Below are 21,527 nucleotides of genomic sequence, written 5' to 3'. Positions count from 1 at the left end.
ATGGAAACAGCCAATTGGATTTGTTTTCCCTCATCCAATTATTACTGCTGTTTTAAGCTTTCCAGCCAACTTAGATATTCTTCTTCGCGATGGATGGCATGCATGAGGATAAGGTAATGTCCGTAATTTTCTTTGATTCTTTTTTCAGGAAAAACAACTAGTTTTCGTTCTTCTAGATGAGTTAATTTTTTTTGATGCAAATCAATTTGCTGCTGGATCATCTCCGGTAGGCGTTCATCGTCAATTCTTTTTATAAAGTATAATTTCAAAACAAACTCATCCTTATTCGTTGGTAGCTCTGTTAGCGGCTCCTTGAGCCATGCTAATAAAGCGTTTCTTCCTTCAGTAGTGAGTGAGTAGACCTTTTTTTCCAGTTTTGTTCCAACGATTTCTGTTTCAAAATCGATCCAGCCTTTATTCGTAAGTTTGGATAATTCGGGATAAATTTGGCTGTGCTTCGCTTGCCAAAATTCACCTATTTCAGTTGTGAAAGCTGTTTTTATATCGTAGCCAGTTTTTTTATCATCCTGAAGCATTCCTAGAATAATATACTGTAGCGTATTTTTTTGTGCGATGTTAATCCTCTCCCTTGACAATTGTCTAAAATCATTCTATCATAATCAAGTAATCTAAAACATGTAAATAATTACATGTTGTTAATTAATCGTTTGGAGGGATTCAATTGAAACAATTTAAAACATTGGCAGATTTTGTCGGCACCCACTTTATTTATACGTATGATAACGGCTGGGAATATGAATGGTATGCAAAAAATGATCATACGGTAGACTATCGAATTCATGGCGGCATGGTCGCAGGCCGCTGGGTGAAGGATCAAGAGGTACAAATGGACCTGTTAACTGAAGGGGTCTATAAGATTACTTGGACAGAACCAACCGGGACAGATGTTGCGTTAGATTTTTTACCAAATGAAAACAAGCTTCATGGCACGATTTTCTTCCCAAAATGGGTAGAAGAACATCCAGAAATTACAGTCACATTTCAAAATGAACATATTGACGAAATGCTTGAAGCTAGAGAAAAGTACGAAACCTATCCTAAATTAGTCGTTCCAGAGTTTGCAAAGATTACTTATATTGGTGAGGCTGGGGAAAACAACGAGGATGTGATCAGTGAAACTCCTTACAAAGGGATGCCTGAGGATATTCGTAATGGCAATTATTTTGATGGAAATTATCGTCGGATCAATAACTAAAACAAAAGCTGTTCCAAGCTCGAAATATGAGCCTAGAGCAGCTTTTATTTTACAATCTGAAGTCAACATTCTGATGGGGATGTTGACTTTTTTCTATTTCGTTTTCATCCATTGGTCGCGAATTTCATCGGTTAAACGAATGATTCGTTTGCCAACTTCTGGGTATTGATTCGTCGCTAGGTTGGCTAAAGAAACACGAACGGCCCACTCGCTGCTGCCAAAAGCATTGGCCTTCAATAGCATCAATTGTTCTTTTTCAGCTAAAGAAGTTAGCACCTTGGTTACTGTCCATTTATTTTTCAAATAGTCAGCAAAAGCATTGCCGTAACGTTTCCGCGTCCAGTCTTCGTAATTGATCTCGCAATAGTAGGCTGTGTCTAAATCTTCAAGCGGTTCCTGTAGTCCTAAAGTATGAAACAAGAGTTTTTCTCGTTGACGACAAATATCCATCACTTCCGCTTTGTAGGCTTTTCCTTCATCTAATAAACTGTATAAACTGAACATTACCATCATTACTTGTTGTGGAGCGGATAATCCAGCAGCATGATTTAACGCAACATCGCGACTATCAGCAACGATTCGGTCGATAAAAGTGATCGTTGTCGGATCAGCAGTCAATGATGCATAGCGTTCGTTTAATTTTTCGATCTTCTCCTGCGGCAGGTTGGCGATCAATTCATCAAACAGATTGTGTTTGGCAACAGCGATGGTTCCCACACGCCAACCAGTTGCTCCGAAATATTTCGAGTAAGAATAAATACAGGCGGTATTGTATGGAATCTCTGAAAATAGAGACGTAAAGACTGGAACAAATGTACCATAGACATCATCAGTTAAAATCATCAATTCAGGGTTATCAGTTGCAACGATCTCTTTCAGTAAATCAATCGTGGGTTGAGCCAGTGCATTGGCAGTCGGGTTGCTAGGATTTACTACAAAGACAGCTTTGATAGCAGAATCGCGCAGCTTATTAATTTCTTCATCAGGATATTGATAGGTCATTTTACCGTCGATTAGGGTTTGCTTGGCTTGAACTTTGACGATTTCAAACGCGTATTTTGGCAATTCGGGAATTTCTAAATATGGTGCGAAAGTCGGTAGCATCAAGGCAATTTTATCGCCGCGATTTAATAAAAAGTTGTTGAGCAAGGTATCGAAAATGTAACAGATTCCAGCCGTTCCACCTTCAACCGCGAAAATATCAAAGGGAATGGTACTATCAGAGAATAGCTCCTGATTCAAATAGGCTTTGATTGGGCCTTCGCAGGCACTCAAGCAGCGTACTGGATTTGGATAGTTGTCACCGATGATGTGATCCAACATATCTGTTAACCAGGCTTCTTTTGGCATTCCTAAGTAATTGTTATCCGAAAACCAGATTTTTTTTAGGAAATCGGCGCCTTTTCCTGGATGAGTTGCTAAAAATTCAGTAAACCGTTCGCCACGGCTTGTATCGGCCTGGATCATACCTGCTGTTAATTCACCTGTTCCATACAACGTTTCCTGGGTAGCAAATTGTCCAAGTAAGAAGAAGGCTTCCCGTGGAGTAGGGGCAGTCCAATTAGGATTTCCTCGACCAGCATTTAGCAGGTTGCTAACATTTTTGTTTTCGTGGATCTTTTGTTCCAAAAAGAGACTCAATTCAAAAGGACTTAATTCTTCTAAGGCTTGTTCAGTAATTGTTGTCACAAATACGACTCCTTCTACGCTATAGTTTGGTTCTATAGTAACGAGAATAATTTTTAATACAGCGTAAATACGCTTAGAGTTTATGAGAAAATTTCTGTTAAAATCCAAAGAAATAGAGAGCGTTTTTTCTTGAAATATTCTTTAAACGTTGATACGCAAGCGAAGTTAACGCTTACAAAAATCTCAGAATTCTATTTTTGAATTTCCCGAACAGATATCAGTCTTTCGACCCATGCGATAAAGAATATTTTAAGGCATACTATTCCTATAAGTTAATTGCTATGCAAACGGATGGATTATGAAGTATATATAGAGAGAAAGAAGGAGGAATCAGAGATGGATCAATTAATTGCTATTGCATTTATCGCACTATTGGTTTTCTTTGTGGTAAAGGTAGGATCAGTCTTATGGCGAATCGCTGGTGTGTTGTTCTTGCTATTCATTATTTATGTGTATAAGGATCAAGTCATCTCACAAGTTCAAAACTTTATCGCGAATCCTAATTTTGGTGGACTATGGCAAAGCGTTTCAAGTTTCTTCGGAGATTTGTTTGATAAAGTCGCAGGATTTGTAAGTACAATCATTGAGTAAAATCGAAGGGAGTTCTCTAAGGGAGGGCTTTCTTTTTTTACTAACTCGATTGATAAAAGGATAAAAAGAGAACGAGCGAAATATTCTTCAGAAATTTTTGAATAAAAGGCAAGGGGATAGAGATCATAACAAAAGAAGTTAATAAAATCGCCAAGGGAAAAGTCGCTCATATTGCAGTGCTAAAACTGTATCAAGAAACGGAAAGCATAAAGGTAAACAACGATATATTTGCAAAATAAAATAAAGATTATTACATATCGAGGAGGTAAATTTTATGAATCCAAAAGAAATACTTTGCCAATGGGTTGACGCATTTAATAATGCAGATGTAGAAATTATTTCAGAATTATATGATGATAATGCAATAAACCATCAGGTTGCCAATGAGCCAGTTATTGGGAAAGAGGCTATAAAGAAAATGTTTGAACAAGATTTTTCTAACGCAAAAATGGTTTGTATCGTTGAAAACATTTTCGAAGATGGACAATGGGCAATTTTAGAGTGGCGTGACCCATTAGGTTTGAGAGGTTGCGGTTTTTTTCAAATAGTAAATAATAAAATTTTAATTCAAAGAGGCTATTGGGATAAGTTGTCTTTCTTAAAACAGCACAATTTGCCTATTGAATAAAATGACTATATATCTATAGGTATAGTTTGCAAATTTCTTAAAATGTGCATTAAGGGAAGTATAATAACTTCCCTTAAAAATGGTTATAATAGTAACACTGTATTAAAACATAGCCAATAGAACTAGCCTCTGCTTTAAATGAAAGCAGAGGCTAGTTCTATTTTCTTTCAACATGTGTTAAATAGTTCTCGCATCTTCGATAACTCGCCAGAACATTCTCTGGGACCTCAACGTGAGGAATAAAATTCGCTCCCTTAGGACCATACCCATTCTCATCATCGTGTAATCGCCGAATTTCACCAACGACTAATGATAGGAAATAATCTGTTTCCCACCAAGTATCCATTTGCGGATTTTTAAAGTGGGGACGGGTATCAAACTTAATCAGTTTCGGCTGTTCAAAGCAAAGGGGCTGAACTGCTGATAATTGGAGCCCCCATTCTTTGCAAAAGGTGATATGGGTACGCTTTTGAACCATTGGGTCTTGCACGAGCCAAAAGTTTTTCGGTGCATCATGCTCAAAGAGCTCATAGGAGAAACGAGCGTTTTCGCCAGTATTGGTTGATTTTTTTTCTAACAGTAGCTCAAGATTACGTGAATAGTAATGCAAAAATATTTCGTGCGTGATTTCAGCTTCAGAAAGCTGTTCCCACTCTGGTCTCACAAGCTCTGGATACATTTTTCTGCAATTTGAGATCAACGGGGCAGTACCGTGACCAATCCCGCCTACAAAAATGACTCGTTGAATCCGGAAATCCTCCTCACAAAACTGTGCAGCAGAAACAATCAAATTTGGTAAACTATTCCCAGCAATGATAAGTGTGTCAGTTTCGAAATACGGATTGTCTTGAATCGTGGTTAGAAAATCCACTAGCGTAGCAAAATCAGACATAATGCCCTCCTTATTCCTTCTTTGTATACTACTAATAGTATAGTAACAAAAAAAACAGATAGAAAAAAACTGTCAGCAAGAATTACTGACAGTAAATGTTAAAATAAGTATCGGATGAAGAAGAAAATACATAACGCGAAAAGAATAACGGATAAGCTTAACCAGGATTTTTGCTTGATCCAAAGAAATTTTCCATAACAAAAGGCTCCCGCGGCTCCCGTAACTAGGCTGACTAGATCCATTACTTCACGATCATCGATAACACGAGCCATCATTAGAATACTAAAAAGAATCAGACTAAAAATTCCCGCTGTGGCTAAAGCTAAATCTGTACTAGTCTGTTTTCGATTTTTTTCCATCCGTTTTCCCTCCGCTTCTATAAGATCATTGATCAAAATAAATAAAAGTTATTTTAAAGTTAAAATTTTGTTTTCTTTTAGGGTGCACACCTTTAAATAAGGTGAAACTGAGTTGATATCACGATCTTTGTTCTTTTTATTATAATTGAAGCCGATTACAATGTCACGTGTTTAAGAATTTACTATTTAATAAAAAAGGTGTTTTTTGGTTTTTTAGGTAGTAGATACGTTTTTTTTGGTATCAATTACTGATAAGTAGTGTATACTGGGTGGGGAAAATAGAACGAAGCATTCAAACAAATAAATGAATAATGAATGGGGTGTGTAGGTGTGACAACTTTTTATTTTGTCAGACATGGGAAAACTGAAAACAATGCTAAAGGACTTTTTAATGGAGGAACAGTCGATTCCCCTTTGATTCCCTCGGGAGTCGAAGCAACCAAACGGATGGGGGAGCACTTAAAGACTCTCCCGTTTGATTTAGCACTGACTTCTCCACAGATGCGTGCGCAAACCACAGCAAAATTGATTCTGGATGAAAATCAACATCCGACTAAGGTAGAAATTGTTGAAGATTTGAGAGAGATGCGTTTAGGCGATTGGGATGGAAAAAAGGTCGATAAGATTACTGAAGAATATCCTGAAGATATAAAGAATTACCGAAAACGTCCGGATTTATTTGATGCGAAGAAATTTCACGCAGAGTCCTATGCGGATTTAATAGCGAGAAGTACAAAAGTGATTAAGCAAGTAAGCGATACGTATCCTGATGGGAAAATTTTAATAGTAAGTCATGGAATTTTATTGATGGCTTTACTAAATACGTTAAAAGGGAGTCCCTTAGCGAAAATCCGTGAGGGGGGGATTATGGATAATTCCAGTTTAACCATTCTCAATTATGCAAATGGGGAAGTTCATATTGAAGATTGGGGAAAATCTTTTTGAATGAATAAATAATGAATAAATGCCCTATGAGATTCTATATTTAACTATTTATTTAAAAAAAATTAACGAAATAGTTGTTTGAGATATTTTTTTAAAAGAACTGGTTAATTACTGATAAATATGATAGTTAAAAGTTTAAATGATTAAAACAGTTATTTATTATTTTTCTTCATAATAAAATGAGCATAAATATATCCTCGCTTTTCCTGCAGTTTTTACGAGCAAACACTTAATTTTTGACTACAAATAATCTTGTGAATAATAAATAGTCGTGAAAACCGTCTCGATCCTGTAAGAAAAAAGTCGACTGCTTATAAATAACTTTTAAAAAACTCTTTAGCGTTTTGTGCTAAGGTGTTTTTTTATTTTATCTAGAAATTATTAAGAAGCAGATAAAAAAACTATTTTAATGAGTAGTGAGAGGTTTAAAAAAATGAAAGACAAACAAAAATCCTTTCGATCGTTTAATCGAAAGGACCCTCATTTTATTTTAATGTATACCGTTTAATCTGTTAATAAATTTTTCCGTTTTTGACGATACGTTAATTCAATCATTGTTTCTTGATCTTCCAATGGAACAGAAGCATCTGTCAAAAAGTACTCATAGCTACGGAAAGTAAAGATACCGCCATCTTGCTTAATCGCTTCTAGCAATTCCTTATAGGAATCGGTCAAGTCCTCGTAATCTCCGACATATAGTGTACGTACAGCTTGGTAGCTGGGAAGTTCATAACTTTGGAATTTCTCTGTAGAGGGAATTTCCTGATTAATTGGGAAGCCGATTTCAACATCCAGCAACTCGTCCTTAGGCTGACCATTGCTATCAAGATTTAAATAGGAGATAAACGGTGTCCCTACCAATTCGGCCCCATTTTTTTGAATGTACTCTAATAAATCCACAAAAGAAGTCCCGATGTAACTTGGCAAGTATTCATGTGAAATATGCCTAGACATCGAAACGATTGTTTGTGCTGGTTTAATGATCTTCTCAATTTGCATTCTTATCCCCCGTTTCATAACACTTAGAATGATTGTAACAAGGATTGAAATCGAATACAAATAGGAACTATTCGTTGCGTGTCTCAAAGCCAAGCACCTGACCATGTTGATTCAAATAATTAAAGAAAATGGGAAAGAGATCAACCTCTTCTTTTTCCAAACGTTCCTTAGTTTCTAGACGTTGCCAAGTTTTAGCAGGGATGGCTTTTTCTAATCTTTTTTTCGCTTGTTGAAAAGTTGGTTTTCGATGATAAACCACACGATTCAGCAGCTCTCCTTTGGCATAGAGATAGCAGTAGTAGTTCTTATTTTCTGTTAGTATTCCAACAAAAGTATGATTCTGCATGATTTGGATCAGCTGTTTATTTCTGCGTAAAAAACGTTGTACTGTTAAGTAATAATCCCACCATTGAGCGGAAGCTTCATAATCATGACGTGCACTAGCCGCCTGTACTCGCTGGTCAATACGTGTGAGTAAAGCTGTTGAGCGCCCTAAGAGGGTTTCTTTAATTTCCTGAATGCGCAAGTCAAATTCTGCTTCAGGATCGATTTCAGTATAGTTTTTTACAATACCCGCTACGTATTTTAGAGGCCCATCTAAACGGTAGGTACTGTTAATGATTTGTTTCAATTCTTGGATTTTACTTTGCTTGAAAAAAGGCCCAATGACTAGGCCAACTTCAGACCATTCACTTAGTACCTTCAGATATGGTGCTTTATCAATAAACTGAAAGTAACCATATCCTTCATAGTAATTCATCATTCGATTATAACGTGGTCGAATTTGATGAATTAAATGGCATTCTAATAAGAGAGCATCAAATTCTGTATCCACTATTTCGTAATCAAAATCGTCAATCCAACGAATCATTTCTAAAACTTTCCGAGAGTGTTGCTTGTTTTGTACGAAGTAGGAACTAACCCGTTGCTTCAAATTTTTGGCTTTTCCTACATATATAATATCGCCATGTATGTTTTTCATTTTGTATATTCCTGGTGCGCTTGGTAAATTCTTAATTTTTTCTTTTAGCATTTTTTCACCTCGTTTGTCGTATTGACCAAAAAGATTTTTAATCGTATTTTTAAAAGGTTTTTACAGAATCAATTTTTTAAGAATTTTGAAAATAATTGAAAAGTAGGCGTTTTTGGTCTATTCTCTGAAAAAATAATCTAAAATATCAAGAAATGCAGTTCTTAAACAATGACCATCCATTTCTATTGTGTTATAATTAATTACGTTAAGAAAGCAATGAGAGAGAGAAATGGAGAGATGTTAAATGTCAAATAAGGTTTTGACCAGACGTGAACTACGTCAACAGAAACGACAGAAGACCATCAATTATCGTAACATTAAAAAAGGGTCTGCTGTAGTAGGTACGGCACTAGTAGCGGTTTCAGTAGCGGCACCACTACTAAACACAAATGAAGTAGAGGCTGTTGAAGGAAATGCCACTGCAACTACGTCAAATGTTGATAAGAAAGCATTTATCAATGAAATTTCAAATGAAATCAAACCGTTAGCCGAAAAACATGACCTGTATGCGTCAATTATGATCGCTCAAGCCATCGTTGAGAGTGATTGGGGACAAAATGATTTTGCTAAAGCCCCATATTACAATCTTTTTGGATTAGAAGGTCAGTACAAAGGCCAATCTGCAATGTTGGACAAAAAGAACCAAGAGACTGGTGCTAGTGAAAAGAAAGAAATGAAGCACTATGGTTCTTATAAGGAAGCAATCCAAGATTACATCGAAATCATCAAGACAACTTCTCGTGATGGTAACGAAAATTACTTCAGTGGAACATGGCGCAGTAATGCAAAAGATTATCAAACAGCTGCTGAAGCATTAAAAGACCGCTTCAATGACGATCAAAGCTATGTTCAAAAATTAGTTTCAGTCATTCAAGAAAATGATTTGGCTAGCTATGATGCCACAGAACCAGTAACACCGCCAGTGGCTCAGCCTGCTGCCGAAACATCAACTCAACCAGTCAAGTATACAGTACAGTCTGGTGACACAGTTAGTTCGATTGCTGCACAATTTGGCGTTAGTGTTGAAGACCTTACCGCTTGGAACAATGTTTCAGAAAGCAATATTTACGCTGGACAAACAATAATTGTTGGTAATGGTACGGTAGTTAATACTACTCCAGTTGAAACGCCAGTGCAACCAGCACCAACTGAACAAAATACTACAGTTGATGTACCTATCAGTAATGATTTTACAGCAACTCCAGAAGTACCCGCTGAAACGCCAGCGTCTGAACAAAATGTAATACCAAGTCCAGTACCAGAAGTACCTCAAGCTGATAAGGTGGTACCAGAACAACCTGCAACGGAAACTCCGGCACCAGAAACACCAGCGCCAGAACAACCTGCAACGGAAACTCCGGCACCAGAAACACCAGCGCCAGAACAACCCGTAACGGAAACTCCGGCACCAGAAACACCAGCGCCAGAACAACCCGTAACGGAAACTCCGGCACCAGAAACGCCAGCACCAGAACAACCCGCAACAGAAACTCCGGCTACGGATCAGACTCGTGGGCAACAAATTGTTAACGAAGCTGAAAAATATATTGGCACACCATATGTATGGGGTGGAAAAGATACTAGCGGTTTTGACTGTTCAGGACTTACTCAATATGTTTACAAACAAGTAACTGGTAAAGATATCGGTGTTTGGACCGTTGCACAAGAATCATCAGGTACACAAATTGATGTTAGCCAAGCACAACAAGGCGATCTATTATTCTGGGGCGACCAAGGCTCAACTTATCACGTGGCTATCTCAGCTGGAGGAGATCAATATATTCATGCTCCTCAACCAGGTGAAAACGTGAAATATGGTTCGACTCAATACTATGCACCAGATTTCGGTGTTCGCGTATACTAAAATTAACTTAAAAATAATATCCAAGTGGACGTAATCCTTATTCGTCGACTTGGATATTTTTTATTGAATAATAGAAATAATATCCGCTAAAATTAGGAATAGACATTTTTAAGAATGGTAGGCAAACAGTATGCGAAAAAAAGTTTTTGAAACGGAACGTCTTTTCTTATCTATTTGGTCAAACGCCGATTTACCATTGGCAGAGCAATTGTGGGGAAATCAACAGGTAACGCATTTTATTGCGAAGAATGGCTGCTTCTCAAAAGAGCAAGTAGCCCAAAGACTAGCGTTGGAAATTGAAAGTCAGAAAACGTTTGATTTTCAATATTGGCCCCTTTTTCTAAAAGAAGGGGAAGCCTTCATCGGTTGTTGCGGGCTGCACGATTACGATTCAGAAGCGAAAATGGCGGAACTAGGGTTTCACTTAGTGCCGGATGCTTGGGGAAGAGGCTTAGCCGAGGAGGCGGCAAAAGGGGTTATTTCTTACGCAACATATCAAACGGATTTGTCGGTATTATTTGCGGGCCATCATCCAGAAAATGCTGCCTCTGAGAAATTATTAAGAAAGTTGGGCTTCAAATTCCAAGGCAAAGAATACTATCAACCGACGGGCTTGGAGCATCCATCCTACCTTTTAGTTTTAAAGGATTGTTCGTCTTCTAGAGTTAAAACGAAGAATTTTCTTTAAAAAATGACCCTGAACAATTTAAGTCAGGGTCATTTTACAGATTACAAAAATAGCAGTACTTGAAACATTTTCTCTTGTTCATTGAGTTCTTTGAACAAAATCTTCCCACCATGCATTTCCACGATTTTTTTACTTATGGCTAGTCCCAAACCACTTCCATTTTTAGTCGTACGCGAACTATCACCACTGACAAAAGGGTCAAATAAATGCTCCTGCAACTCTTTAGAAATCGGAGCCCCATTGTCTTTGATCTCAAAAATCACTTGATTTCTAAAAGAGGTGAGCTGGATTTGAACAATTGTACCTGCCGGATTGTGATGGATGCTGTTTCCAATTAAGTTGTCAAACACCCGTCTTAATTCCACAGGATCACCGATAATCTCCAGAGGTTCCTCGGGCAAATCAACCAGCCATTCAATCTGATTTTTTTCCGCTGTTTCCAGCTGATCTAGCAACGCTTCGCGAATCATTTCGGATACGTCTAAACTTAGTCGTTGAAGCTGGTAATCAGGGCTTTCTAATTTTGAGAAAACTAAGAGGCGATTAACCAATTCATTCATATGATCGCTTTTCTTAATAATAGTTGTCATTGTTTGATTCAGTTTGTCTTGGCTGACCAATCCATCGGCGACGGCTTTTGCAGAACCTTGAATGGTTGTAATCGGTGTACGTAGATCATGAGCCATATTGGCGAACAGTAGTTGTCGCTCTTTTTCATAAGAAGCACGTTGCCGATCGGCTTCTTCCAATTGTTTTGCCATATGATTAAAGGAATCTTCAATTTCAACATACTCGTACTCGGCGTTCAAATGGATTTTTTTTGAGAAATCGCCATTTTTGATTGTTCGCAAACCGTTAATTAAAACCGTATTCGGTGCGACAATATGTTCTTTGACTGATTTAGAATAACGTTTTAAGCAAAAGATGAAGATTAATACTACGGGAATAAGGATTATGATAAGTTCCTTTATAATAGAAAAGAAGACTGATGAACGAAATTTTGAAAATGTCGGCTCAAGTGTACCTAAAATGCTCCCTTGAGGAATCTTGGCGATACAAAGGTATTCTCGACCATCTCGACCTTTAAAAGGAGCGAAAGTAGCAATATAAGGAGAGCCTTTATCATTTAGACTCAAGGTTGAAGGTCCGATTTTGTAAACTTTGCGTCGAATCACAGATTGGAGTCCATCCATTTCTAACAGCTGTTTTTGAGAGTAGTGAGCCTTTTTCTCAGCGACAGTACCTTTGGTGTAAATAACATCATTATTTTCATCCAAAATCTCTAGCCATCCACCTACGTCCTCCAATATAGCAGTATCGATTTTTCTATAATCCGATTTGACGATCGTTTCAGCACATAGTTCAAGTGCAATTTTATTTGTACCTACTGAAAGAAGTTGAGCTACGAATGCTAAAATATATAAAAGCCCTAATAATAACAGTGAAGTCGTAATATACTTTTTAGTTAAAAAACGTCCTAATGTTTTTGGCTTCTTCCTCATGGCAGCATCTTATATCCTAATCCTCGGATCGTTTGGATATAAGATTCCTCCTCTCTCATTCCCAACTTCTCCCTGAGCCGACTGATGTAGACCATGATGTTGTTGTCATCAACGATATAGGAGTCCTGCCACACCGCTTCGTAAATCTGTTTTTTAGTAAAAACACGCCCGGGAGAACTCATTAATAGACGCAAAATTTTGAATTCGATTGAAGTCAGACTGATTGAGTCGTCTTGTTTAAAAAGTAGGCACTGATCCAAGTCGAGAACTAAGTCATGAAGGACAATTTTTTTGGGTTCACTGATTTCTTTTGTTCCTAAAGAATAGAAGCGGCGAAGCTGAGCGCTGACGCGGGCGACTAATTCCAACGGATCGAAAGGTTTAGTAATATAATCATCTGCACCAATGTCTAGTCCCAATACTTTATCAGCACTGGCATCTTTGGCAGTTAGGAAAATAATCGGCATATTTTTTTCGGCACGAATTTTCTTGATCAGCTGATACCCGTTCAATTTTGGCATCATAATGTCCAAAATTGCCAGATCAACTGTTTCTTGCTGAATCAATTCCCATGCTTTTTCTCCATCTGTTGCAGTGTGGACTGTATAGCCGTCTTTTTCTAAATATAAGGTGACAAAATCAATGATCCCTTGCTCGTCATCAGCCACTAGAATCGAAATACCCATGAAACAACACTCCCTTGCTCATCTAATACTATTCATTATACCGTTCAAACAAGCTATTTTATATCTACTCTTTTAAAAAGTTGAGCAGTTAAGGCTATAATAAAAGCGACTATCAAGATCGAAGACAGCAGTGCAGAAACGAAATATTCAGCTTGTCCACCAATTAAATGATTGCTCACCGATAGGGCAGAATATTTTGTAAAATCAAAAGCATTCGCATTTATCAAATAATTGACCGCAAACAAACTGACTAGGGAGAGAATAAACGCGATAAAAGGTGATAAAAACAGTCCGGCAAGCAATGTTACTGCCATGAATAATGCTAAGTGCAGAAGAATAAAGCCAATCATCATTAACATATTTGGTAGATCGATCATCGCTGAAGCGAATTTTCCGTTACCGATCGAAGATTCTGCAATGAAAAGGTAGTAACTCCCGCAAGCACTAAGGGTGAAGAGGGCAAAGGCACTTACTGCGGTAGTGACCAATGTTAAGAATTTTGCAAAAATAACAGGGCTTCTTTTTCCTATTCGAAGCAGCGTCATTTTTATTTGCCCGCTAGAAATCTCACCAGAAAAATGAAAAGCTGCAACTAAAATCAATAGAATTCCCCAGATGCCGAGTGTGTTGAAGAAGGCCCACATGGCAGAAACAAAATCGAGACAAGCAAATGTGCCGTTATTGTTCATAGTACCTCCAGTAAAGGTAACACCGCCTGTTGAAATACCAAATGCCAAAATCACAACTAGAATTGATGGAATCAGCAAAATCAAACTATTTTTTCGTTTTAAAGTTTTGATCATTTCCATTTTATAAATTGTCCATATTTCCATGAGTACTCCTCCTATTTCATCAGCTCAATTAATTGAGCCTGTTGGTTTTCAAAATGGGTGTTTTGTTCAGAATAGCCGATTACGCCGTTGCTTAGCACAAGAATAGTATACGTCAAGTCACAAACCTCTTGCATTTGATGGCTGGAGAAAAGTATAGCAGTTCCCCGTTCATGGCAAAGCTTTTGCAGCAGCTCTTTGACTTCTTCTACACCAATAGGATCTAAACCGACGAAGGGCTCGTCTAAAATTAAGAGCTCTGGTTTGGTGATTAAGGATAGAGCCAAGGCCAAACGCTGTTTCATCCCAAATGAGAAATTTTTGACCTTTTTCTTAGCAGCGGTGTCTAATTCAACAAATTCTAAGCTCTCTTGAACCATCCGTTTGCGTTCGTTGCGAGGGATTGAAGGAATTAATCGAATCGAAAGCATCAAATTATCATAAGCATTTAAATCCTCATAAAATTGAACGTCTACCAACGAGCCAATTTTCATTTTTGTACCAGTATCCCTTGTGTTCAAACGTTCTCCATTAAAAGTCATTTCACCTTTGAAGTTCGCTGTTAATCCTAAGATACATTTCATCAGTGTTGTTTTACCAGCTCCATTTCGCCCCAAAAGTCCGGTGATTTTTCCCGACTGCAACTGTAGATCAACTCCTTTTAAGATTTCATGGTGCCCATAACTTTTTCGTAAATCATTAATTTCTAAAATGGTTGTTGTCATGATTTTTCCTCCTGTTCCTTATGACTACAGTATAGAGAGGAAAACTTGCTGAGGACTGTTATTAACCTTAAAATAACCTTACAAATACAATCATTAGGAAAAGAATCAATTTCAGGAGATAAATAAGGGGGATTTATTACTTTTATTCATACTTTGGTATAATTAAAATCATAGAGCCCATAAAATTCAAAATACTGCTATAGAAATAGATGTGAGGTGGAAACCATGTTCGAAGTTCTCCTAATTATTGGAGCAATTTTAATTGGAATAATCATATATTTGTTTATTAAGCAATCACAGGAAGCAAAACAAGATGAGGGTGTTTATTATGATTTGGTTGTTTCCTTTAAAATCGAACCCGCACCAAACATCATTCAGCATCCCAAAATCAAAGATGCAGCTACTTGGCAAGTCTATGGAGAAGGTGTGTTCAGAGGGAGATCGCCGTTGACTAAAGCAGAAATGAAACGCTTATTGATGACAGAACTATGCCTATTGGAAGAAAATGTGATTGTAGTGGATGCGACAGATAGCTTCGCGAAATCGGGGATATAAATAATGAAGCAAAAAAGAAAGGATCTGACAGAATCCTTTCTTTTTTGCTATAGTAATGTCAGCTATCATTGAAAATACAGCCATGAACCTATGGCTATCAAGGCTAATGCGATTAAATAAACGAGGACACTGGTGCATAAAATGATTAATTTGCTGTTTTCATTTAAAATATTAACTTTGAAAACAGGGATAAATAAATCATATTTACGAAAAAGGAAAACGCGACCGGCAACAATTCCAGCAACAATTCCGAATAATAGTAAAAAAAGCGAAAGACTGATGATGGACGTAAGCTTCAGAAAAATGGAAGAAGTTAACACAACAGCATAAACATATTTTTCCAAAATGATCACCTGATTCCTTTAAGTATTTCGTTTCTCCTTTTATTATACGTATTCTACGTGGAGATTTGAGGAATCTAGCTATAATCGTTGGCCTATTTTTTAAGCTCTCGTAAAAAAATAGGGAAAAATGACTTTTAAGAAGATTGAAAGTCCTAATAATAAATTAGTTTTTTGCCGCAGCTTCATTTTATTGCTTAATTCTTGATAAAAATGAATGAAGGAGGAACGAGGAAAGTGATTTGGTTTATAGGATTGTTTCCAGCAGTAGTATTTTTATTCGTGTTGCCTATTTTGGAAACAGAGTTGGGGAAGAAAGATCGCTACCGGACAAATTCTGTTTATGGTTTTCGATCAACGAAGGCAGTTAAAAACGCAGAAAATTGGAGAAAAGCACAAGCGATTGTAAGAAATTCTTCATTTGTTTTCGGAGGATGTCAATTATTATTTACACTTCTCAGTAAAAGGCTTCTTCAGTGGTCAGATGATTGGTTTTTAGTAGGAAACACTGTTGTTTTCTTTTTATTAATAGTTGTCCAATTTTTTTGGATAAATAGCAAGTTAGATTAATATTTTAAAACCAGTTAAAATCACCAATAAAAACCAAACGAGTTTAAACTTTCCAAATGGAAAGAAAAATACTCGTTTGTTTTCTTTTTGTTAAGTATATTTCAAAAAAACTTTACACTTCAGTCTGCTTTTAAATACCGCCACAAGGTTGTTCGACTAATTCCCAGTTGTTCAGCAGTTTTTGTTTGATTCCCATTGTTTTGATCCAGCACATTTAGGATGATCTCTTTTGAGTAATCAAAGAGCGTTGGATTCTCTACCTTTGTTTTTAAAGTAAAGCTTCCTAAATGAGTATCAGAGAAATGCTGTAGTAAGTGTTCCTTTTTTAGCAGCTGGATCACTTGATGTTCAGAAATATAATGGGTCGTTGAATTGATCACCAGTTCCTTGATCGCTGATTGCAGTTGATTGAAATTTCCTGGCCAATCGTAAGCCAGAAATTCCTTAAGTGCATTTGGATCAAAGCCGAGAACTTCTTTGTTACATTCAATATTCATTTTGTTTAGCATCAACGTAGTGATCACACTTAATTCATGCTTTCGTTCTTTGATGGGTGGTGCATAGATGCTGGCGCAGTTTAACTCAAATAACAAGCGATGATAGATTTTTTCCTCACTGACATTATTCGTATTGTAGGTGAACAATACGTGATTTCTTTGCAGCAGTTTCGTGTTTTTTACGATTGTAATCAATTGTTCTGCGTCTCGTACCGAAAGTTGTTCAATGTTTTGGAAGAGCAAGGTATTGTTCTCGTCAACTAAAGGCCCATTGGTAGGATTCACCAAAAATTTCCACATCTTATCATTCATTAGCTTTGCGTCAATCGAAATCAGTTGATTGTTGTGTCTTTCTTGATTTAAAAAAGCTTGGTAAGCAATACTTGATTTTGCGGTTCCAGTTTCACCAACGATAATAATGGAGGTATAGAAATGATTCGTTCGACGCAGTTCTCTTTTCGTCTCCTCTTGAATAAACTGGGCAAATAAAAGTTTGGTCGTAAATATCTCGGCAACCTCTGAACGTTTTTGATAAAAAATCCCAAAGCGATTGTTAATGATCGGTGGTGTCGAAATTTTTAGATGACAGCTGAAATAGCTCTGATCCTCAATGCTCACTTTTTTTACATTAAGCATATAGACCTTGTTTTTAAAGGTATGATAGTATTGGTTTTCGTCTGTCATATCTTTTTTTGTACGCAAAAATTTGGCGACCGAGCGGGCTAACTCATTCGAGACATTTGCAAAATAAACTTGAAATTCTTCATCAACAATCACAAACGCTTGTTTTTGTTGTTTGATACTTTCTTCTAAAACTGCTTTTTCATGGGTGACTCTTTTTAATTGCTTTGCGATAGTCAAGGCTTCTTGATACGCATGCTTCACACTTTCAAATCCAGAAGTAATTAGGATCGTATTGATCGCTTTTGTTAAGGCCAAACGATTTGTAATGGCGTCACAGAGAATCATCTCATAGTGCTCTTCGGCTAGGATGTCCAAAGTCAGACTGGCATCAATTGTTTCATCTAAGGTGATAATCTTAATATTATAGCCCAAAATATCGCAGAGTAGATGAGCGGTTTCCGTGATACTGGCGTAACCAACAATTGCAAAATTATCTGTATAATTTTTTGCTAAACGAATCGTGCCGAGAATATCGTAGATGGAAATAGAAACATCGATCACCGGAATTGAAACTACGTGACGAATTAGATCCGCAGTACCGCCTCGAGAAATGATCGCGTCATAATCATTAGTATATAGTTCAGCAGCGATTTTTTGTCCTTCTTTCAGATCTGCAGTATAAATATCGGAGTCGATTTCAGTAAATTGTTTACTGACGGCGCTCATAGAATTATTGAGTTCTTCATAAGGTGCGATCCCTAAAATCTTGATTTTAGCTGTCATACTCTTTCTCCTTGTGTTTCATATTAGAACGATTATACGACAAAAAATGCATTTCAGACACCTGTTGTCCTAAAGTGTTTCAAAAATAAACGTTTTTTTCATTTATTGGATATTAAAAGAGGAGGATGCAAGCTAAAATGAAACCATGAAATCTAAGGTGGTGAACGGATGATAAAGCTATTAGTTATCGCGGATGATTTTACTGGCGCACTTGATACAGGCGTACAATTTTCGAAACAAGGTATTCCAACAGTAGTCTCCACCGATACAAATTTGATTTTTGACAAAGTAAGTGAAGATATTGATGTTTTAGTGATTAATACAGAAAGTCGTTACTTGAGTTTTACAGAGGCTTACACATTGATACACGCTATAATTGTAAGCGCTAAAAAGGCGGAAGTACCTTTCATTTATAAAAAAGTTGATTCTGCTTTACGAGGAAATATTAGTGCTGAGATCAAAGCAGCACTAGATGCTAGTCAAAAAGCTGCAGTGCCGTTTTTACCTGCATATCCTGAAATGAATCGCATCGTGGTCAATGGAGATTTATACATTAATCATCGATTGGTTTCGGAAAGTGTTTTTGGAAGAGATCCTTATGAACCAGTAACGGAAAGCAATATCTTACGACGATTAAAAAATGAAGCCGGCATTGATGGACATTTAATCAAACAAACACTTCCGGAAAAGGTGACTGGCGTGCTAGTTTTCGATGCGAAAACCAATCAAGATTTAGAACAGCAAATTGCTACATTGGAGCGATCAGACCTTTTATCACTCACGATCGGTTGTGCCGGTTTTGCGAAGATACTCGCACAAAAAATTTTTCCACAAAAAGAATCCAAAAATTATGCGTTAAAAAAACCGCTTGTTGTCGTTTGCGGCAGTGTGAATCCTATTACAAGAAAACAGGTTGATTATGTGGAGAAACAAAACTATCCTAGAATTTCTTTGAGTCATCACCAATTACTGAGAACCAACTATTGGACTGGACGAGAGGGAAAAGAAGAAATTGATCAATATGTGTCTTTAATGAAAAAGTTTCAACTGATACTTTTTGAAACGCTAAGTAAAGAAACCAGTTTGGGAATTGAAACGTACAAACAGGAGCAAGGGGTGGAGCTTTCAGACTTTCGTTTCAAAATCGGCCAGTCATTAGGTGAATTGACCCAAGCGATTTGGTCGAGGGATACTGAAAATACCTTCTTGTTTACTGGGGGGGACACGTTGTTCCAATCGATGAGTGTGTTGGGGATTAATGAAATAAAACCGCTTGCGGAAATCAGCGCTGGTGTGGTTCTTTCTTCTATTGAATGGAAAGGACAAGAAATTCAAGTCATTACTAAATCTGGTGGCTTTGGAAATATTGAACTTTTTGAAGAAATCAGTCAATTAACAGAATAGGTGAAAATGGAGGAAATATAATGCTTGTAGATTACAGTTTAAAGATGCCAAAGAATATCATCGCGGGTGAACATGCACTTGAACAGCTTGCAGATATTGTTGCAAAAGATGTTCAGAAGATCGTCATCTTTACCGATAAAGGAATTTTAGGTGCGGGGTTAGTCGACTTACCTAAAGCAGTGATTGAAAAATCCGGCGTGGTGTATACGATTATTTCGGAAATTCCAGCAGAGCCAAATTATCATGAAGCGCAGGCAATGGTAGAAGAATTTAAAAAAGAGGGCGCAGATTTCATTATCGCTATCGGCGGCGGCAGCGTGATGGATGTAGCGAAGCTCGCATCGATCCTTGCGACGGATGACTACACGGTTAAAGATTTGCTAGATGATCCATTATTGGCAAAAAAACAAATCACCAGCTTAATGATTCCTACGACCGCTGGTACCGGTTCTGAGGCAACACCGAACAGTATCGTAGGCGTACCGGAAAAAGAATTAAAAATCGGAATCGTTAATCCTGAAATGATCGCAGATTACGTAATTTTAGATAGTCGCATGATCAAAAATTTACCGCAGCCGATTGCTGCTGCTACCGGAGTTGATGCTTTGTGTCACGCAATTGAATGCTTCACATCTGCTAAAGCAAATCCAATCAGCAACACGTTTGCTTTAGAGGCACTTGATCTGATCATGAACAATATCATTGAAGCCTGCACAAACTCTGAAGCCTTAGAAGCGAAAAGCAACATGCTGTTAGGCTCGTTCTACGCAGGAGTTGCGATTACTTCTTCAGGAACGACGGCCGTGCATGCATTATCGTATCCACTGGGTGGAAAGTATCATATCGCTCATGGCGTTTCAAATGCGATGCTGTTAACACCAGTTATGAAATTCAATGAACCAGCGATCAAAGAATTACTAGCGGTGGCATACGACCGAGTAGTAAAAAATGGCGAGAAAAATTTAACTGTGATTGAGAAATCTAGTTACATGATCAATCAGCTAGAGGAAATCGTCAAAGTATTGGAAATTCCTACTAGCTTGAAAACGTTTAATGTGCCGGCTGAAGACTTGGACGGTTTAGTAGCTGCAGGGATGGAAGTAACACGCTTGCTAGTCAACAATAAGCGCGAAGTGACACCCGAAGATGCAAGAAGCATCTATTTAGAAATTTTATAAAAAGGAATGGGGCAGAATAATATGGTAGAAATCAAAGGAATCATTTCTCCGATTTTAACACCAATGAAAAACGATGAGAGTGTTAACTATGAAGAACTTCGTATACAAATTAATCGGATGATCGATGGCGGTATCCACGGAATTTTTGTTTTTGGAACCAACGGAGAAGGGTACATTCTTTCAGAAGAAGAAAAAGTTGAAATCATGAAGGTGGCAGTTGAAGAAGTAAACGGGCGCGTACCTGTTTATGCTTCAACAGGACTTGTAGGAACAAAAGATACGATCCGTTTGTCACAGAAGGCGAAGGAAGTTGGCGTTGATGTACTTTCGATCATTACTCCCTCGTTTGCGGCAGCTTCTCAAGAGGAGCTCTACACCCATTTCAAAACAGTAGCGGAAAACGTCGACATGCCAATCGTTCTATACAATATCCCAGCGCGAACAGGCAACGCCATTGCACCAGCAACTGTTGGTAAATTAAGCAAGATTGACAACATTATTGGGGTAAAAGACAGCAGCGGAAACTTTGACAATATCCTGCAATACATTGAACAGACTCGTGAGCAGGAAGACTTTGCCGTTCTTTCAGGGAATGATTCCCTAATCTTGTGGACGTTGTTAGCAGGCGGACAAGGTGGAATCGCCGGTTGCTCGAATATCTATCCATTTGTCATGGCGCAGATTTACGAACAATTCCTAAATGGAGAGATTGAAAAAGCAAGAGCTTACCAAGACTCGATTCGTTCATTCAGAGACTGCTTTAAATTTGGTAATCCGAATACGATCGTTAAGCATACAGTAGGTTTATTGGGATACCCAGTCGGCAAATGTCGTGCGCCGTTCAATCAAGTTTCTTCGCAAGCAACGGAGGCGTTGAAAAAAGTAATCGCAGAAAATCAAGAAAAAGGCATGAAATAGAATGGGAGAG

23 protein-coding genes and 1 pseudogene are annotated in these 21,527 nt (G+C 37.6%); 12 read left to right on the top strand and 12 right to left on the bottom strand.

Annotated features, from left to right (window positions below; all coding sequences use genetic code 11):
* Positions 1-41 precede the first annotated feature (41 nt).
* Complete coding sequence (locus IGI44_RS17305; protein ID WP_438790290.1) at positions 42-575, bottom strand: PadR family transcriptional regulator; 534 nt, start codon at positions 573-575, stop codon at positions 42-44.
* A 107-nt stretch (positions 576-682) separates the two neighbouring features.
* On the opposite strand from IGI44_RS17305, the gene IGI44_RS17300 reads away from it, so the two are divergent.
* A complete protein-coding gene (locus IGI44_RS17300) occupies positions 683-1,216 on the top strand; it encodes a phenolic acid decarboxylase (protein WP_438789190.1) in 534 nt (177 codons plus the stop codon).
* Positions 1,217-1,309: 93 nt separating this feature from the next.
* Here the strand turns inward: IGI44_RS17300 and aspD are convergent, their stop codons facing one another.
* On the bottom strand, positions 1,310-2,905 hold the full coding sequence (gene aspD / locus IGI44_RS17295; RefSeq protein ID WP_438789189.1) for an aspartate 4-decarboxylase: 1,596 nt from the start codon (positions 2,903-2,905) through the stop codon (positions 1,310-1,312).
* 336 nt (positions 2,906-3,241) lie between these two features.
* Between aspD and IGI44_RS17290 the strand changes: the two genes are divergently transcribed.
* The 3 genes and pseudogenes from IGI44_RS17290 (at position 3,242) to IGI44_RS17280 (ending at position 4,124) form a co-directional block, all read left to right on the top strand.
* On the top strand, positions 3,242-3,496 hold the full coding sequence (locus IGI44_RS17290; protein WP_438789188.1) for a hypothetical protein: 255 nt from the start codon (positions 3,242-3,244) through the stop codon (positions 3,494-3,496).
* A 175-nt stretch (positions 3,497-3,671) separates the two neighbouring features.
* A pseudogene (locus IGI44_RS17285) lies at positions 3,672-3,740 on the top strand (transposase-like zinc-binding domain-containing protein); the annotation flags it as partial.
* Positions 3,741-3,770: 30 nt separating this feature from the next.
* Positions 3,771-4,124 (top strand): nuclear transport factor 2 family protein, encoded by a 354-nt coding sequence (locus IGI44_RS17280; protein WP_438789187.1) that lies wholly within the window; start codon positions 3,771-3,773, stop codon positions 4,122-4,124.
* A 157-nt stretch (positions 4,125-4,281) separates the two neighbouring features.
* Here IGI44_RS17280 and IGI44_RS17275 read toward each other — a convergent pair whose 3' ends face one another.
* Both IGI44_RS17275 and IGI44_RS17270 read right to left on the bottom strand, forming a co-directional pair.
* Entirely contained in the window at positions 4,282-5,016 is a 735-nt protein-coding gene (locus IGI44_RS17275) for a YdcF family protein (RefSeq protein ID WP_438789186.1), read from the bottom strand.
* 98 nt (positions 5,017-5,114) lie between these two features.
* Complete coding sequence (locus tag IGI44_RS17270; protein WP_438789185.1) at positions 5,115-5,375, bottom strand: DUF6442 family protein; 261 nt, start codon at positions 5,373-5,375, stop codon at positions 5,115-5,117.
* Between the two features lie 330 nt (positions 5,376-5,705).
* On the opposite strand from IGI44_RS17270, the gene IGI44_RS17265 reads away from it, so the two are divergent.
* Positions 5,706-6,320: a histidine phosphatase family protein gene (locus IGI44_RS17265; protein ID WP_438789184.1), complete on the top strand. Its 615-nt coding sequence runs from the start codon at positions 5,706-5,708 to the stop codon at positions 6,318-6,320.
* A 504-nt stretch (positions 6,321-6,824) separates the two neighbouring features.
* Here the strand turns inward: IGI44_RS17265 and IGI44_RS17260 are convergent.
* Positions 6,825-7,319: a GyrI-like domain-containing protein gene (locus IGI44_RS17260; protein WP_438789183.1), complete on the bottom strand. Its 495-nt coding sequence runs from the start codon at positions 7,317-7,319 to the stop codon at positions 6,825-6,827.
* Positions 7,320-7,386: 67 nt separating this feature from the next.
* Entirely contained in the window at positions 7,387-8,352 is a 966-nt protein-coding gene (locus IGI44_RS17255; RefSeq protein ID WP_438789182.1) for a GIY-YIG nuclease family protein, read from the bottom strand.
* Positions 8,353-8,596: 244 nt separating this feature from the next.
* On the opposite strand from IGI44_RS17255, the gene IGI44_RS17250 reads away from it, so the two are divergent.
* On the top strand, positions 8,597-10,216 hold the full coding sequence (locus tag IGI44_RS17250; RefSeq protein WP_438789181.1) for an NlpC/P60 family protein: 1,620 nt from the start codon (positions 8,597-8,599) through the stop codon (positions 10,214-10,216).
* Between the two features lie 130 nt (positions 10,217-10,346).
* Complete coding sequence (locus IGI44_RS17245; protein WP_438789180.1) at positions 10,347-10,904, top strand: GNAT family N-acetyltransferase; 558 nt, start codon at positions 10,347-10,349, stop codon at positions 10,902-10,904.
* A 41-nt stretch (positions 10,905-10,945) separates the two neighbouring features.
* Here IGI44_RS17245 and IGI44_RS17240 read toward each other — a convergent pair whose 3' ends face one another.
* The 4 genes from IGI44_RS17240 to IGI44_RS17225 are packed head-to-tail and all read right to left on the bottom strand — an operon-like array spanning position 10,946 to position 14,647.
* Positions 10,946-12,406 (bottom strand): HAMP domain-containing sensor histidine kinase, encoded by a 1,461-nt coding sequence (locus IGI44_RS17240; protein ID WP_438789179.1) that lies wholly within the window; start codon positions 12,404-12,406, stop codon positions 10,946-10,948.
* Positions 12,403-13,092 (bottom strand): response regulator transcription factor, encoded by a 690-nt coding sequence (locus IGI44_RS17235; RefSeq protein ID WP_438789178.1) that lies wholly within the window; start codon positions 13,090-13,092, stop codon positions 12,403-12,405. Before IGI44_RS17235 ends, IGI44_RS17240 begins: the two co-directional genes overlap by 4 nt.
* A 53-nt stretch (positions 13,093-13,145) precedes the next feature.
* Positions 13,146-13,925, bottom strand: coding sequence for an ABC transporter permease (locus IGI44_RS17230; protein ID WP_438789177.1), 780 nt, complete (start codon positions 13,923-13,925; stop codon positions 13,146-13,148).
* An 11-nt stretch (positions 13,926-13,936) separates the two neighbouring features.
* The gene (locus IGI44_RS17225; RefSeq protein WP_438789176.1) at positions 13,937-14,647 is read right to left on the bottom strand and encodes an ABC transporter ATP-binding protein; all 711 of its coding nucleotides are present in this window, start codon (positions 14,645-14,647) and stop codon (positions 13,937-13,939) included.
* Positions 14,648-14,872: 225 nt separating this feature from the next.
* Between IGI44_RS17225 and IGI44_RS17220 the strand changes: the two genes are divergently transcribed.
* Positions 14,873-15,202 (top strand): hypothetical protein, encoded by a 330-nt coding sequence (locus IGI44_RS17220; RefSeq protein WP_438789175.1) that lies wholly within the window; start codon positions 14,873-14,875, stop codon positions 15,200-15,202.
* A gap of 65 nt (positions 15,203-15,267) precedes the next feature.
* On the opposite strand, the gene IGI44_RS17215 is transcribed toward IGI44_RS17220, so the two are convergent.
* On the bottom strand, positions 15,268-15,555 hold the full coding sequence (locus IGI44_RS17215; protein ID WP_438789174.1) for a porin: 288 nt from the start codon (positions 15,553-15,555) through the stop codon (positions 15,268-15,270).
* Positions 15,556-15,780: 225 nt separating this feature from the next.
* Between IGI44_RS17215 and IGI44_RS17210 the strand changes: the two genes are divergently transcribed.
* Complete coding sequence (locus tag IGI44_RS17210) at positions 15,781-16,113, top strand: SdpI family protein (protein ID WP_438789173.1); 333 nt, start codon at positions 15,781-15,783, stop codon at positions 16,111-16,113.
* A 119-nt stretch (positions 16,114-16,232) separates the two neighbouring features.
* Here IGI44_RS17210 and IGI44_RS17205 read toward each other — a convergent pair whose 3' ends face one another.
* Complete coding sequence (locus IGI44_RS17205) at positions 16,233-18,017, bottom strand: PrpR N-terminal domain-containing protein (protein WP_438789172.1); 1,785 nt, start codon at positions 18,015-18,017, stop codon at positions 16,233-16,235.
* A gap of 168 nt (positions 18,018-18,185) precedes the next feature.
* Between IGI44_RS17205 and IGI44_RS17200 the strand changes: the two genes are divergently transcribed.
* Genes IGI44_RS17200 through dapA form a run of 3 tightly spaced genes read left to right on the top strand, consistent with a single transcriptional unit; the run spans position 18,186 to position 21,517 of the window.
* Positions 18,186-19,421, top strand: coding sequence for a four-carbon acid sugar kinase family protein (locus IGI44_RS17200; protein ID WP_438789171.1), 1,236 nt, complete (start codon positions 18,186-18,188; stop codon positions 19,419-19,421).
* Positions 19,422-19,441: 20 nt separating this feature from the next.
* The gene (locus tag IGI44_RS17195) at positions 19,442-20,599 is read left to right on the top strand and encodes an iron-containing alcohol dehydrogenase (RefSeq protein ID WP_438789170.1); all 1,158 of its coding nucleotides are present in this window, start codon (positions 19,442-19,444) and stop codon (positions 20,597-20,599) included.
* 21 nt (positions 20,600-20,620) lie between these two features.
* The gene (dapA, locus tag IGI44_RS17190) at positions 20,621-21,517 is read left to right on the top strand and encodes a 4-hydroxy-tetrahydrodipicolinate synthase (protein ID WP_438789169.1); all 897 of its coding nucleotides are present in this window, start codon (positions 20,621-20,623) and stop codon (positions 21,515-21,517) included.
* The last annotated feature ends 10 nt before the right edge of the window (positions 21,518-21,527 follow it).

The sequence above is a fragment of the Enterococcus sp. DIV0756 genome (assembly GCF_051710745.1).
In the GTDB taxonomy this organism is placed as follows: Bacteria; Bacillota; Bacilli; order Lactobacillales; family Enterococcaceae; genus Enterococcus_A.
This window is presented reverse-complemented; position numbering and strand designations above follow the sequence as displayed.